The organism is Shewanella sp. c952 (assembly GCF_019654975.1).
Lineage (GTDB): Bacteria > Pseudomonadota > Gammaproteobacteria > Enterobacterales > Shewanellaceae > Shewanella.
Genome location: NZ_BPEW01000015.1, coordinates 19,436 through 33,337, shown reverse-complemented (window position 1 = coordinate 33,337; position 13,902 = coordinate 19,436). Strand labels below are relative to the sequence as shown.

The following is a 13,902-nucleotide window of genomic DNA, read 5'->3' as shown; positions in this document are numbered from 1 at the left end:
CTAACAACCAGATTCAACAATCTCAAATACTGGAGGAGTAGTAGGACTCTGCGCCTCAGTGTATTTAAGGTAGCAATTGTCACCGCTAAACTTCTTGGTTTGAGGCATAAAACGGATAAAAGGCTGTCCGCTACTATTATGAAAATACCAATCAGCAGGTCTATCAGGATTAAAAACGGAGTCTTCAAATTTAGCCATAATCAGTTTGCTCCAGCTATTAGCAGCGTCAGCGGCTGGATAACCGTAAACCAAATGAATTTTATCACCATCGATGATAATTACGTTTTCTTCACCAGGGGCTGGTGCCGGCTTTTTTTCTAAGCCTTCTAAAACTGATTTTGGGTACAATACGCTCATTGCACCATGCATCTCTGCTTTTAACCCATTCAAAGATGAAATTCTAGCATCTGATTGTAATTCAATAAAACGCGGTAAAGCGACAACGGAAAGAATGGCCAAAATAATAATCGTCACGACGAGCTCAATAAGAGTAAATCCATTTTTTAACATTTAATACGACTTTTTATCTAAGCTAATTACGTCCATATTATATTGAAAAAATAAAACTTTATATAGGAACTGAATCAAAAAAACATATCCGTTTGAAAAAGTTAACCACTACTAATATAGACCGTAAACAAACCCTGCCAACTTAACCTCTCATTTAAACGCAACATGACTTTCATTCATGTTGGATAACTGTAGAATCCGCGCCTTGTTTGTTTCTTTCCCTTTATGTAGTGCATTACTGATGATCGATCTGGCTTTACTTCCTTTATACCTAACGACTGTGGTTGCCCTACTACTAATCCCAGGGCCTGACATGCTACTTATCGCCAGTTCTAGCTTGAGTTACGGCAAAAAAGTCGGTGTTTATGCCAGCTTTGGCAATGCCACTTCAGGGCTCATTTTAACGGTACTTGCAGCTATGGGCGTATCGGCTTTAGTGGCGGTGAATCCGTTGGCATTAGAACTACTGCGGATTTTAGGCGGCGCATACCTGCTTAAGATGGGTTGGGATTGCATGCGTAGCTCTGCTGCCGATGCACCAGAAATAGAGCAGCAAAATAACCTCGCCAAGCAACTCTATCGCCGCGCGGTAATGAGTAATTTACTCAACCCTAAGGCACTGATCTTTTTTGTACTGTTTTTACCACAGTTTGTATCGACTCAATTAGCTGCAAGTTCGGGCGAGCAGATGTTAGCACTTGGCTTGCTGCTTAATGTGATGGGTTTGAGCTTTAACCTATTATTGGTCGCTTTGGTTGGTAGCTTAGGTAAACCACTGCTTAAGAATGAAAAATTCCGTACCTACCAGAACAAGTTTATGGGCCTGATCTTTATTGCTTTGGCCATCTGGTTATTGGGCTCTCAAGTACAAGCAGTAGCATAGTTTACCGACAGATAATGAGTGTCTGTCGCTCATTTATGAACAACAAATTAACTACAAAAAGGCTCTGCTTATGGCAGAGCCTTTTTGCTTAAAACGACAAGCGAGTTAACCGCCCTCTTTTTCAGATATATTCCCAAGTACTGTCATATCCGTATGCTGCTTTTGCTTTAATCGGCCAAAATAGTCATCGGCTGCTGCCTTAACTTTTGGCGCCAATAACAAGGCCGATACCATGGTCGGGATAGCCATTAATGCGTACGCTCCGTCGATAAGGTTAATGATCTCATCTAAAGTCGCCGTAGCAGCAAATAGTATAGTCAGCAGGTATACATACTGATATTTACGTAGCCTTTTGGCGCCAAATAGAAAACTAAAACACTGACCGCCATAAAATGCTTGAGTGAATATAGTGCTAATACTAAAGAAGAAAACACACAAGATAAGTAGATATGGACCCACGCCAGGCATGGTTAACTCAAAAGCTTGTGCCGACAGATTAACTCCTGCAGCTTCACTGCCTTGCCACACTCCAGAAATTAAAATAATCATTGCGGTTGCAGTACAAACTAACAAGGTGTCAATTGCAGGGCCTAACATGGCAACCAGCCCCTCTTTTACTGGCTCGTTGGTTTTAGCACTGCCGTGTGCCATCACCTCAGTTCCGATCCCCGCTTCATTAGAAAATGCAGCACGGCGAATACCTATTAACATGGTGCCTAAGATCCCCCCGCCGACAGAATCAAGCGAGAAAGCTTCAGTAACAATCAAGCTGAAATACCCTGGGATCTCACTAATATGACTACCAATCACGTATAGCGCGCAGCCCATATAAATAAAGATCATTGTTGGCACCACACTTTGCGCAACACTGGCTATACGCTTTATTCCGCCTAAAATCACGCTACCTACCAGCAGCATAACGACGATCCCCATACTAAAATCGAGCCAAAATGTATTTTGATCTGCACTATAAAAGCCGGGTTTGATCACTAGCCATTCTCTTAAGATCTGTACTAATTGATTAGTATTAAATAGTGGAAAGTTACCCACTAACCCCACCAGACAAAAGAACACCGCAAGAAAGCGCCACTTAGGGCCTAAGCCCTCGGTAATGATGTACATGGGTCCACCTTGCAGTTGGCCATTTTCATCTTTACCACGGTACATAATGGCTAAGGTGCAGGTGAAAAACTTAGTTGCCATCCCGACTATCGCACTGATCCACATCCAAAAAATAGCTCCTGGACCACCGACCATAATTGCTACAGCCACACTACCAATATTGCCCATTCCGACCGTTCCAGCCATAGCACTGGAGAGCGCACCAGCATGGCTAATTTGCCCCTGAGCGCCTTTATCGGGGTGCTTTCCACGCAAAATAGCAATGGCATGCCCTATATATCTGAAGGGGACAAAACGTGAATAGATAAGGAAGAAAAGACCACCACCGACCAGTAGCACCAGCATGTGTGGTCCCCAAGCCATGTCGGCAAACTGACCTGTTACAGAAGCTAACGTCATATTAATACTCTTTATTATTGATAGACTTAACTATAAAGCCTTCAATTGTTATGTTTTTGTTATGACACCATAAGCTATCAGTAATGTACTAGAACACAAGCTGTCATTACGTTGAAGTTCGATAGCTGAGACCCAGATATTTTGACTAGAAAACAGTTGTAATCCAGCTCAAATTTACACATTAAATGGTTAATATCACTTAGCTTGAAGACCACTTTTCACCTATCATGCACTACATAAACGTTGTTAAAGTTGGCTTAATTTAGGAAGTAAAATGGCAAAAATAGAACTATTAGTGGGCACAACTTTGGGTAGTGCAGAGTACGTAGCCGATGAATTATCAGACCAATTGATCGATCTAGGCCATGAAACTCGCATACATTTGACCCCTAATCTTGATGATCTTGACCCTAATTCGCTGTGGTTGATCGCCTCTTCTACTCATGGAGCAGGTGATCTTCCAGACAATATAGTGCCTTTTCTGGACGAGATCTTAGCTAGAAAACCCGATCTGGCAGCAACCAAATTTACATTGTGCGCAATTGGTGACTCCAGCTACGATACTTTTTGTCAGGGACCAGAAAAGCTGGTGGATGCACTGAGCTTATGCGGTGCACAAGTTTTTGTGGATAAGATCCAGATCGATGTGCAATACGATCCAATTCCAGAAGAACCTGCATTGGCTTGGCTAAGCACTTGGCAAGATCAACTTTAAGATCCTTTTGTTGATCGTTTTTATCTATTAACTTTCGAAGAATGCACAGTTTAGATCGAACTTATCCACATATTAGAGTTTAAAAGTATAAATATGTGGATAAGCTATTATTTTGATCTGATCAAACCCTGTATTAATTCACACCCGATCTGCTCAATGATCCACCTTGTGGATAACTAGCCGATCTATCCCCAAGCTTACGCCAGTTAGATCGCGATCAGATCACAGGTTTGATCACGCGTTAATTTATGATTTTAATAGGAAAATAAGGTTATCCACCGAAAAAGGCGATCCTAATAGTAAACATAATAAGAGATCTATTTAAAGATCTTAAGATCTATTAAGCAGATCGGTTTGATCAAAACAGGCAAAATAGATCGTTCACCTTCGGCAAAGCAAATGCTAAAATAACCGGCTCAGAAACAGGTTTTTTATCCTTTTACCAATCGAAGGCTGTCGAATGCATTTTCATGAACGGTTTGATGTAATCGTTGTTGGTGGTGGTCATGCTGGAACAGAAGCGGCGTTAGCTTCTGCCAGAATGGGCTCCAAAACACTTTTGCTAACCCATAACATAGATACTTTAGGACAGATGTCCTGTAATCCAGCTATCGGCGGCATAGGCAAAGGACACCTGGTTAAAGAAATTGACGCCTTAGGCGGAGCAATGGCAATTGCCACCGACTACGCAGGCATTCAGTTTAGAACATTGAACTCAAGCAAAGGCCCTGCGGTGCGTGCTACTCGTGCTCAAGCAGATAGAGCACTGTACCGACACAAGATCCAAGAGATTTTACAGCACCAACCGAACTTACGTATTTTTCAGCAAGCGGTAGACGATCTTGTTGTTGAAAACGAAACGGTGGTTGGCGTAGTGACTCAAATGGGTCTAGCTTTCGAAGCACCAGCAGTTGTGCTAACTACTGGTACATTTTTAAGCGGCAAGATCCATATTGGCTTAGAGAATTACAGCGGCGGTAGAGCAGGTGATCCGCCAGCTATTGCCCTCGCCCATCGTTTACGAGAATTACCGATCCGTGTTGGTCGACTAAAAACCGGTACACCACCTCGCATCGATGCCAATACCATTGATTTTTCTAAAATGACAGAGCAAAAAGGTGACGATCCCCTTCCCGTTATGTCGTTTATTGGCGATGTTAGCCAACATCCTGATCAGGTTTCATGTCATATCACCCATACCAACGAACGTACTCACGATATTATTCGTGCAGGACTCGATCGTAGCCCGATGTACTCAGGTGTAATCGAAGGCATTGGCCCACGCTACTGCCCTTCTATCGAAGATAAGATTAACCGTTTTGCAGACAAAGATTCACATCAGATCTTTATTGAGCCTGAAGGCTTAAATACTACAGAGATCTATCCAAATGGTATTTCAACCAGTTTGCCTTTCGATGTGCAATTAAATTTAGTTCGTTCGATCAAAGGCATGGAAAATGCTGAGATCATGCGTCCGGGTTATGCGATTGAGTATGATTATTTTGATCCGCGAGATCTGAAAAATTCACTCGAAACCAAAACCATCAATGGTTTGTTCTTTGCAGGACAGATCAACGGCACAACAGGCTATGAAGAAGCCGGTGCTCAAGGTTTATTGGCCGGCATGAACGCATCATTGCAAGTGCAAGGAAAAGAGACTTGGTGCCCACGCCGTGATCAAGCTTATCTTGGCGTGTTAGTTGACGACTTATCAACTTTAGGGACTAAAGAACCTTATCGAATGTTCACTAGTCGTGCGGAATACCGCTTACTGCTTCGTGAAGACAATGCTGATCTACGTCTTACGGAGAAGGGCCGCGAGTTAGGTCTGGTTGACGATGAACGTTGGGCTAAATTTAGTGAGAAAATGGAGTCGATCGAAACTGAATTGCAGCGTTTGCGCGGCCAGTGGATCCACCCTAAATCACCACTTGTAGATGTGTTAAATCCACATCTAAAAACACCTATTGCACGCGAAGCAACCTTTGAAGATCTTCTGCGTCGTCCAGAAATGGATTACCCAACATTGATGTCTATTGATGGTTTTGGCCCAGGTATTGAGGATCAACGTGCTGCCGAGCAAGTGCAGATCCAGGTGAAATATTCTGGTTATATCCAACGTCAACAAGATGAGATCGATAAAGCGATTCGTCATGAGACAACTGGTTTACCTTTGGATCTTGATTATCAAGAGGTTCCGGGACTGTCGAATGAAGTGATAGCTAAGATGAATGAGCACAAGCCTGAAACGGTTGGCCAAGCTTCCCGTATCTCAGGTATGACACCTGCGGCAATCTCTATTTTGCTGGTTCATTTGAAAAAACGCGGTTTATTGAGAAAAAGCGCCTAAATAACGCAATATAACGCTGTTATGCACGATAAAGGGAAGCTTTGAGGCTTCCTTTCATCTTTTCGGCGCTTCATAATACTTAAGATTATTTGATTTACTTTGTTTCGAGGACACGACTAGTGTTATTTGCCCAGTTAAATGAATATATGGCTGAAGTTGGCCTAGATGCTAGCGAGCAGCAAAAAAAGCAACTTGTTGACTTTGTTGGCATGCTAAATAAGTGGAATAAGGCATTTAACCTGACTTCTGTACGTGATCCTGAGCAGATGCTAATACGCCACATCATGGACAGCTTAGTGGTATCGCCACATCTTAAAGGCTCACGTTTTATTGATGTTGGTACCGGTCCAGGTTTACCTGGGATCCCATTAGCGATCTTAAACCCAGACAAAGAGTTTGTGCTACTCGATAGCTTGGGCAAAAGGATCCGTTTTCAAAAACAGGTTCAATTTGAACTTGGGATCAACAACATTTCATCGATTGAAAGCCGCGTTGAAGCTTATCAACCTGAAGAGTTATTCGATGGTGTATTGAGCCGAGCGTTTGCCTCTATTCAAGATATGCTGCAATGGTGTCACCATTTGCCAAAGGCTGATGGCTGTTTTTATGCCTTAAAAGGCCAGTTGAGCGATGATGAGATGGCAAACATGCCTGAAGGTTTTGTTGTGACTGACACCATAGAGCTTGTGGTTCCAAAGCTAGATGAGCAACGCCATTTATTGCGTGTGGTGAAACAAGATTAATTAAAATGTGTATGGCCAAACCGGTCATATACCTGCTTGCTGCATTGAATTAAGTTGTTTATTCGCGCCATAAAACTTGGCGCAATGCAGATAAAGCGTACTGAACAGTTGCATTCTTTCAGCGCTTCAAGCAATTTGGTAACAGTATATGCGCTAATTTCCCCCTCATTTTTAGCACCGCCAATGAGAGAGGGCCGGAACATAATAAAAGTGACTTACAGGGTGATATTGTGGGTAAAGTAATTGCCGTAGCCAACCAAAAAGGTGGCGTCGGAAAAACAACGACTTGTGTAAATCTTGCAGCTTCATTAGCAGCAACCAAACGTCGAGTGCTGTTGATCGATCTCGATCCGCAAGGTAATGCGACTATGGGCAGTGGTATCGACAAATATGAAGTCGAAAATACCGCCTATGAACTGCTGGTTGAAGAGAAGTCTTTCGAAGAAGTTGTTTGCCGAGATACAAACGGAAAATACGATCTTATTGCGGGTAACGGCGATGTTACTGCAGCTGAAATTAAGTTGATGGAGTTTTTCGCCAGAGAGATCCGTCTGCGTAATGCACTCGCACCTATTAAAGATGATTATGATTTTATCTTTATTGATTGCCCACCATCACTCAATATGTTGACCGTTAATGCCATGTCTGCAGCGGATTCAGTATTAGTGCCGATGCAGTGTGAATATTATGCCTTAGAAGGTTTAACGGCATTGATGGATACCATCAGCAAGTTAGGCTCTATGGTTAATCCTGGTCTGCATATCGAAGGGATCTTACGTACTATGTACGATCCGCGTAATCGATTATCTAATGATGTGTCTGATCAATTGAAGCAACATTTTGGTGAGAAAGTTTACCGTACTGTGATCCCAAGGAATGTTCGACTTGCTGAAGCGCCAAGTTTTGGAGCGCCAGCGATGTATTACGACAAATCGAGCGCGGGAGCAAAAGCCTACCTCGCATTGGCTGGGGAAATTATCCGCCGTGCAGAGCAATTAGATCTGGCTGAGCAAGACTAAGGAATAGAGATGACATTGAAGAAAAGAGGCTTAGGTAAAGGGCTTGACGCACTTTTGAGTACTAGCCATGCAGCCAGTAAAAGATTAGAGCCTAAGACCACTGAAGGCGAGCAAGATATAAAAAATGATGATCTAATCACATTAGATATAGACAGATTGCGGCCGGGTAAGTATCAGCCACGAAAGGATATGTCTACCGAAGCGCTTGAAGAACTCGCTGAGTCTATTCGAGCACAAGGGGTGATTCAGCCAATTGTTGTACGTAAGGTTTCTGCTGAAGGATATGAAATTATTGCCGGTGAGCGTCGCTGGCGCGCATCTCAATTAGCTGGGCTAAGCAAGATCCCATGTATTGTTAAGCAAGTCCCTGACGAAGCCGCTGTGGCTATTGCGTTGATTGAGAACATTCAACGTGAAGACCTTAATGCTATGGAAGAAGCGATTGCTTTAAATCGTTTGATTGAAGAGTTTGAGCTTACTCATCAGCAAATTGCTGACGCGGTCGGTAAATCTCGTGCAACAGTATCCAATCTGCTGCGTTTAAACGGGCTTAATGAACCTGTAAAACGCATGTTGGAATATGGCGATATTGACATGGGACATGGTCGCGCTTTGCTCGCAATTGAAGGCGATGAGCAGACAAATTTGGCAAGATTGGTCGTTTCGAAAGAATTAACTGTTCGTGAAACTGAACGGTTAGTTAATAAAACCTTAAACCAAACTGAAATCGTCGAAAAACCAGCTAAAGATCACGATGTAGTACGTCTTGAGAGCCAATTAATTGAGAGGCTAGGTGCTAAAGTTTCTCTTACCCACAATAAGAAAGGTAAGGGGAAAATGGTAATTAACTATCAAAATTTGGCTGAATTAGAGGGTATTATCAGCAAAATCCGCTAAAAAAAACAAAGTTAACACTATATTATGTAACTTTGTGACATCTGTTAATCTTACACTTTTAGACTTTTGGCGTAGATCACGCTAAAAGTCTCCTTTTTCTAGCTGTTAAACTTGCTTTGAAACACTGAAACGGTATACTTTCGCAAGCTTTTTGTACCTCGGGTTTATACGGATATATGTAGTCCGGTCATCGAAACAGGAAGTGATAATGCGGAGAAGATAAATTGAGCAAGGTTTTAGCACGACGTGGCCGATGGTCAGCCTATAAATTGGTTTTGATACAGGCGGCGCTGGCTGGGAGTGTTTCAGTTTTCTTTTTCGCTCTGTGGGGAGCTCAGTATGGACTATCTGCTTTAGCAGGTGGCGCTATTGCTGTACTCCCTAATTTTGTATTCGCAACCCTCGCTTTTTCCCATACGGGAGCAAGCTCCGCAGCTAAAGTTGTTAAGACTTTTTACTGGGGGGAAGCGGTAAAGATGCTGTTAACCATAGCAATGTTTTCGTTAGTGTTTATCAATATTGAAGTCGGCTTTATGCCTCTTTTTGTTTGTTACACCTTAACGTTAGTAGTGCATTGGACAGCTCCTTTATATTTCAAGCAAAGTTAAGTGGGATGAATCATGGCTGCAACTGGTGAAGCGTTAACACCGCAGGGCTATATCCAGCACCACCTTACCAACCTAAGTGTTGGCGAAGGCTTCTGGACATGGCACATTGATTCGTTGTTCTTTTCGGTTGGGCTTGGTGTTTTGTTCTTGTGGCTATTCCATAGCGTTGGCAAGAAAGCAACTACCGGTGTTCCCGGCAAACTTCAGTGTTTTGTCGAGATGATAGTTGAGTTCGTTGACAATAGCGTTAAGGAGACCTTCCATGGCCGCAATCCTGTTATTGCTCCGTTGGCATTAACGATTTTTGTATGGGTATTCATGATGAACTTCATGGATATGGTTCCAGTTGACTGGATCCCACATGCTGCTGCTTTAGCTGGCATTCCATACATGAAAGTTGTACCAACGACCGACTTAAACATTACCTTTAGCATGGCTATCGGTGTGTTCTTGCTGATTATTTACTACAGCATTAAAGTCAAAGGCGTTTCAGGTTTTGTTAAAGAACTGACCATGCAGCCTTTTAACCATTGGGCAATGATACCCGTCAACTTCCTGCTAGAAACAGTTACTTTAATCGCTAAGCCAATCTCATTGGCACTGCGTTTGTTTGGTAACTTGTATGCGGGTGAGTTGATTTTCATCCTTATTGCGTTGATGTACGGTGCTAACTGGGCGTTATCTACTCTAGGTGTAACATTACAACTAGGTTGGTTAATTTTCCATATTTTGGTTATCACTTTGCAAGCGTTTATCTTCATGATGTTGACCATTGTTTACTTAAGCATGGCGCATGAAGATCATTAAGGACTGCTGTAGAAATTTTTAAACTAAATCATTAATAACAAAGATTTAGAATATTGGAGATAGAGATGGAAACTGTATTAGGCATGACAGCTATTGCTGTTGCTCTGTTGATTGGTATGGGTGCGTTAGGTACTGCTATCGGTTTCGGCCTACTAGGTGGCAAGTTCTTGGAAGGCGCTGCGCGTCAACCAGAAATGGCTCCTATGCTACAAGTTAAAATGTTCATCGTAGCGGGTCTTTTGGACGCCGTAACTATGATCGGTGTTGGTATTGCATTATTCATGCTATTTACTAACCCTCTTGGTGCAATGCTTTAATAAACGCTTCTGTCTTTAAACTTAATAGGAGGCTGTTGTGAATATCAACGCTACCCTACTCGGTCAGACGGTTGCCTTTATTCTCTTCGTGTGGTTTTGCATGAAGTTTGTTTGGCCCCCTTTGATGAATGCCATCGAAGAACGCCAAAAAAGGATTGCCGACGGTCTAGCCGATGCTGACCGTGCCGTGAAAGACCTTGAGTTGGCACAGGCGAAAGCCACTGACCAACTAAAAGATGCAAAAGCGACTGCTAACGAAATTATTGAGTCTGCGAACAAACGCAAAGCTCAAATCGTTGATGAAGCTAAAGCCGAAGCTGACACTGAGCGCGCTAAAATTATCGCTCAAGGTCAAGCAGAAATTGAAGCTGAACGTAATCGCGTAAAAGAAGACTTGCGTAAGCAAGTTGCTGCACTAGCTATTGCTGGCGCAGAAAAAATTCTTGAACGTTCGATTGATGAAGCCGCCCACAGTGACATAGTTAATAAACTAGTTGCTGAACTTTAAATAAGGAGTTTGAGTTATGGCTGAAATAACCACCATCGCTCGTCCTTACGCAAAGGCAGCTTTTGACTTTGCTCTTGAACAAAACGCAATAGAAAATTGGGTAGAAATGCTTAATTTTGCTGCATTAGTTAGTGAAAACGAAACTATGAAGCCTCTATTGTCTGGCTCTTTAGCCAGTAGTCAGCTTGCAGAACTCTTTATTGGAGTTTGTGGTGAGCAGATCAATGAGCAAGCTCAGAATCTGTTAAAGGTAATGGCTGAAAACGGTCGTTTAGTAGTGCTACCAGCTGTTGCTCAACTATTTGTTGAGATGCAACACGAGTATGCGAAAGAAGTTGAAGCGTTTGTCGTTTCAGCTACAGAGCTTACCTCTGAGCAACAACAGGAAATGAGCGCTTCTTTAGAGAAACGTCTAGCACGCAAAGTTAAGCTGAATTGCAGCATAGATGCCAGCCTTATTGCTGGTGTAATTATCACGGCAGGAGACCTAGTCATAGATGGCTCGGTTCGCGGAAAAATTTCGCGTCTGTCTGATACGCTGCAGTCGTAATTGGGAGTTTGAGCATGCAACTGAATTCCACTGAAATCAGCGATCTGATTAAACAGCGGATCGAGCAGTTCGAAGTCGTTAGTGAAGCTCGCAACGAAGGTACTATCGTTGCAGTAAGTGACGGCATCATCCGCATCCACGGCCTAGCCGACGTGATGCAAGGTGAAATGATCGAGCTGCCTGGTAACCGTTTTGCAATCGCGTTGAACTTAGAACGCGATTCTGTCGGTGCCGTAGTAATGGGCCCTTATGCCACTTTGGCTGAAGGCGACAAAGTTAAAACAACAGGCCGTATTTTGGAAGTACCTGTTGGCCGTGGTCTTTTAGGCCGTGTAGTCAACACTCTAGGTGAACCAATTGACGGTAAAGGACCTATCGATAGCGATGGTTTCTCTCCTGTTGAAGTAATTGCACCAGGTGTAATTGAGCGTAAGTCAGTAGACCAACCAGTGCAAACTGGTTATAAAGCTGTTGACTCCATGATCCCAATCGGTCGTGGCCAGCGTGAATTGATCATTGGTGACCGTCAGATCGGTAAAACCGCTCTTGCGATCGATGCAATTATCAACCAAAAAGACTCAGGCATTAAGTGTGTATACGTAGCTGTAGGCCAGAAGGCTTCTACAATTGCTAACGTAGTACGCAAGCTTGAAGAGCACGGCGCTTTGGCGAACACCATTGTTGTTGTTGCTACAGCTTCTGAAGCTGCTGCACTGCAATACTTGGCTCCATACTCTGGTTGTACAATGGGTGAATATTTCCGTGACCGCGGTGAAGACTCACTGATCGTATATGATGATCTGTCTAAGCAAGCAGTTGCTTACCGTCAGATTTCATTGTTGCTAAAACGTCCACCAGGACGTGAAGCATACCCAGGTGATGTATTCTATCTTCACTCTCGTCTGTTAGAACGTTCTTCACGTGTTAACGCTGAGTATGTTGAGAAGTTCACTAAAGGTGAAGTTAAAGGCCAAACTGGTTCTTTGACTGCTCTACCAATTATTGAAACTCAAGCTGGTGACGTATCTGCATTCGTACCGACTAACGTAATTTCGATTACCGATGGTCAAATCTTCCTTGAAACTGACCTGTTTAACTCTGGACTACGTCCTGCTGTTAACCCAGGTATTTCGGTTTCTCGTGTTGGTGGTGCGGCTCAGACTAAGATCATCAAGAAACTGTCTGGTGGTATTCGTACCGCTCTTGCACAGTATCGAGAGCTTGCAGCGTTCTCACAGTTTGCATCTGACTTAGATGATGCAACTCGTGCTCAACTTGAGCATGGTGAGCGTGTTACCGAACTTATGAAGCAAAAGCAATATGCTCCAATGAGTATCGCTGATCAGTCTGTGTCTATTTTCGCAGCTGAGAAAGGTTACTTGAAGAGTGTTGCGATGAATAAGATTGGTGATTTCGAAGCGTCTCTGCTCTCTTTCATGAACAGTGAACATGCTGACCTAATGAAGACCATCAACGAGACTGGCAACTATAATGCCGACATCGAAGGTGAGTTGAAGGCTAGCTTGGACAAGTTCGTAGAAACCCAAACCTGGTAAAAATTAGAGGTGCCTCTGGCACCTCAGGTCCAGAATTGGAGAGTAAAGATGGCCAACGCTAAAGAGATTAAAACCAAGATCGCGAGTGTTCAAAACACTCAGAAGATCACGTCTGCAATGGAGATGGTTGCCGCGAGCAAAATGCGTAAAGCACAAGATCGCATGGCAGCAAGTCGTCCATATGCAGAAAATATGCGTAAGGTGATCGGTCACGTGGCGCAAGGTTCTCTCGAATATAAGCATCCTTATTTGGAAGTGCGAGAAGCCAAGCGTGTTGGTTACATTGTAGTGTCAACCGACCGTGGTCTTTGTGGTGGTCTGAACGTCAACCTTTTCAAAAAGGTTGTCGCAGACGTGAAGAAGCAGCGTGAAGCCGGTGCAGAAGTTGAATTCTGCCCAATTGGCGCACGCAGCGTACAATTCTTCAATAGCTTTGGTGGACAGGTTTCTGCTCACGCTTCAGGTTTAGGTGACGCTCCGTCGTTAACTGACTTGATCGGAACAGTACGTGTCATGCTAGAAGCATACAACGAAGGCAAGCTGGATCGTTTGTACGTAGTATTTAACAAATTCGTTAATACTATGACTCAAACCCCAGTGATCGAGCAGCTGCTACCTTTGCCTAAGTCAGAAGACGATGAGATTTCTCATCACTGGGACTACCTATACGAGCCAGATCCAAAAGAACTTTTGGATACATTGTTGGTTCGTTATGTGGAGTCTCAAGTTTACCAAGGTGTTGTTGAAAACATCGCATCTGAGCAAGCAGCCCGTATGGTTGCTATGAAAGCTGCGACAGACAACGCTGGTGAACTTATCAGTGACTTGGAGTTGGTCTATAACAAGGCCCGTCAGGCTGCGATTACGCAGGAACTGTCGGAAATTGTTTCAGGTGCCGCCGCCGTTTAGGCTAGGTAA

At 43.4% G+C, this 13,902-nt stretch carries 15 protein-coding genes; 13 read left to right on the top strand and 2 right to left on the bottom strand.

What is annotated here, in order from left to right:
• Positions 1-510, bottom strand: a complete 510-nt coding sequence (locus K5R16_RS22615; RefSeq protein ID WP_220737750.1) for a type II secretion system protein — start codon at positions 508-510, stop codon at positions 1-3.
• Between the two features lie 241 nt (positions 511-751).
• Here K5R16_RS22615 and K5R16_RS11705 point away from each other — a divergent pair, with 241 nt between their 5' ends.
• The gene (locus K5R16_RS11705) at positions 752-1,393 is read left to right on the top strand and encodes a LysE family translocator (RefSeq protein WP_220737807.1); all 642 of its coding nucleotides are present in this window, start codon (positions 752-754) and stop codon (positions 1,391-1,393) included.
• A 105-nt stretch (positions 1,394-1,498) separates the two neighbouring features.
• Here K5R16_RS11705 and K5R16_RS11700 read toward each other — a convergent pair whose 3' ends face one another.
• On the bottom strand, positions 1,499-2,914 hold the full coding sequence (locus tag K5R16_RS11700) for a sodium:alanine symporter family protein (RefSeq protein WP_220737749.1): 1,416 nt from the start codon (positions 2,912-2,914) through the stop codon (positions 1,499-1,501).
• A gap of 274 nt (positions 2,915-3,188) precedes the next feature.
• On the opposite strand from K5R16_RS11700, the gene mioC reads away from it, so the two are divergent.
• From mioC to atpG, 12 genes are all read left to right on the top strand, one after another.
• On the top strand, positions 3,189-3,629 hold the full coding sequence (gene mioC / locus K5R16_RS11695; protein WP_220737748.1) for an FMN-binding protein MioC: 441 nt from the start codon (positions 3,189-3,191) through the stop codon (positions 3,627-3,629).
• A gap of 460 nt (positions 3,630-4,089) precedes the next feature.
• A complete protein-coding gene (gene mnmG, locus K5R16_RS11690; RefSeq protein ID WP_220737747.1) occupies positions 4,090-5,979 on the top strand; it encodes a tRNA uridine-5-carboxymethylaminomethyl(34) synthesis enzyme MnmG in 1,890 nt (629 codons plus the stop codon).
• 119 nt (positions 5,980-6,098) lie between these two features.
• Positions 6,099-6,722, top strand: coding sequence for a 16S rRNA (guanine(527)-N(7))-methyltransferase RsmG (gene rsmG / locus K5R16_RS11685; RefSeq protein WP_220737746.1), 624 nt, complete (start codon positions 6,099-6,101; stop codon positions 6,720-6,722).
• Positions 6,723-6,952: 230 nt separating this feature from the next.
• On the top strand, positions 6,953-7,741 hold the full coding sequence (locus tag K5R16_RS11680) for a ParA family protein (protein ID WP_020915103.1): 789 nt from the start codon (positions 6,953-6,955) through the stop codon (positions 7,739-7,741).
• A 9-nt stretch (positions 7,742-7,750) separates the two neighbouring features.
• The gene (locus K5R16_RS11675) at positions 7,751-8,638 is read left to right on the top strand and encodes a ParB/RepB/Spo0J family partition protein (protein WP_220737745.1); all 888 of its coding nucleotides are present in this window, start codon (positions 7,751-7,753) and stop codon (positions 8,636-8,638) included.
• A 224-nt stretch (positions 8,639-8,862) separates the two neighbouring features.
• Complete coding sequence (locus K5R16_RS11670) at positions 8,863-9,246, top strand: ATP synthase subunit I (protein ID WP_220737744.1); 384 nt, start codon at positions 8,863-8,865, stop codon at positions 9,244-9,246.
• 12 nt (positions 9,247-9,258) lie between these two features.
• On the top strand, positions 9,259-10,053 hold the full coding sequence (gene atpB, locus K5R16_RS11665) for a F0F1 ATP synthase subunit A (protein WP_220737743.1): 795 nt from the start codon (positions 9,259-9,261) through the stop codon (positions 10,051-10,053).
• Positions 10,054-10,118: 65 nt separating this feature from the next.
• Positions 10,119-10,370, top strand: a complete 252-nt coding sequence (atpE, locus tag K5R16_RS11660) for a F0F1 ATP synthase subunit C (protein ID WP_011639455.1) — start codon at positions 10,119-10,121, stop codon at positions 10,368-10,370.
• 37 nt (positions 10,371-10,407) lie between these two features.
• Positions 10,408-10,878, top strand: coding sequence for a F0F1 ATP synthase subunit B (gene atpF, locus K5R16_RS11655; RefSeq protein ID WP_220737742.1), 471 nt, complete (start codon positions 10,408-10,410; stop codon positions 10,876-10,878).
• A 16-nt stretch (positions 10,879-10,894) separates the two neighbouring features.
• On the top strand, positions 10,895-11,428 hold the full coding sequence (gene atpH, locus K5R16_RS11650; RefSeq protein WP_220737741.1) for a F0F1 ATP synthase subunit delta: 534 nt from the start codon (positions 10,895-10,897) through the stop codon (positions 11,426-11,428).
• A gap of 14 nt (positions 11,429-11,442) precedes the next feature.
• On the top strand, positions 11,443-12,984 hold the full coding sequence (atpA, locus tag K5R16_RS11645) for a F0F1 ATP synthase subunit alpha (RefSeq protein WP_220737740.1): 1,542 nt from the start codon (positions 11,443-11,445) through the stop codon (positions 12,982-12,984).
• A 48-nt stretch (positions 12,985-13,032) separates the two neighbouring features.
• Entirely contained in the window at positions 13,033-13,893 is an 861-nt protein-coding gene (gene atpG / locus K5R16_RS11640; protein WP_220737739.1) for a F0F1 ATP synthase subunit gamma, read from the top strand.
• Positions 13,894-13,902 lie beyond the last annotated feature (9 nt).

Excerpts from the sequence above, each read along its gene's own strand:
- mnmG (WP_220737747.1), top strand. The coding sequence starts at position 4,090 with ATGCATTTTCATGAACGGTTTGATGTAATCGTTGTTGGTGGTGGTCAT.
- K5R16_RS11705 (WP_220737807.1), top strand. The coding sequence starts at position 752 with ATGATCGATCTGGCTTTACTTCCTTTATACCTAACGACTGTGGTTGCC.
- K5R16_RS11700 (WP_220737749.1), bottom strand. The coding sequence starts at position 2,914 with ATGACGTTAGCTTCTGTAACAGGTCAGTTTGCCGACATGGCTTGGGGA.
- atpB (WP_220737743.1), top strand. The coding sequence starts at position 9,259 with ATGGCTGCAACTGGTGAAGCGTTAACACCGCAGGGCTATATCCAGCAC.
- atpA (WP_220737740.1), top strand. The coding sequence starts at position 11,443 with ATGCAACTGAATTCCACTGAAATCAGCGATCTGATTAAACAGCGGATC.
- atpE (WP_011639455.1), top strand. The coding sequence starts at position 10,119 with ATGGAAACTGTATTAGGCATGACAGCTATTGCTGTTGCTCTGTTGATT.
- K5R16_RS22615 (WP_220737750.1), bottom strand. The coding sequence starts at position 510 with ATGTTAAAAAATGGATTTACTCTTATTGAGCTCGTCGTGACGATTATT.
- atpH (WP_220737741.1), top strand. The coding sequence starts at position 10,895 with ATGGCTGAAATAACCACCATCGCTCGTCCTTACGCAAAGGCAGCTTTT.
- atpG (WP_220737739.1), top strand. The coding sequence starts at position 13,033 with ATGGCCAACGCTAAAGAGATTAAAACCAAGATCGCGAGTGTTCAAAAC.
- K5R16_RS11675 (WP_220737745.1), top strand. The coding sequence starts at position 7,751 with ATGACATTGAAGAAAAGAGGCTTAGGTAAAGGGCTTGACGCACTTTTG.
- mioC (WP_220737748.1), top strand. The coding sequence starts at position 3,189 with ATGGCAAAAATAGAACTATTAGTGGGCACAACTTTGGGTAGTGCAGAG.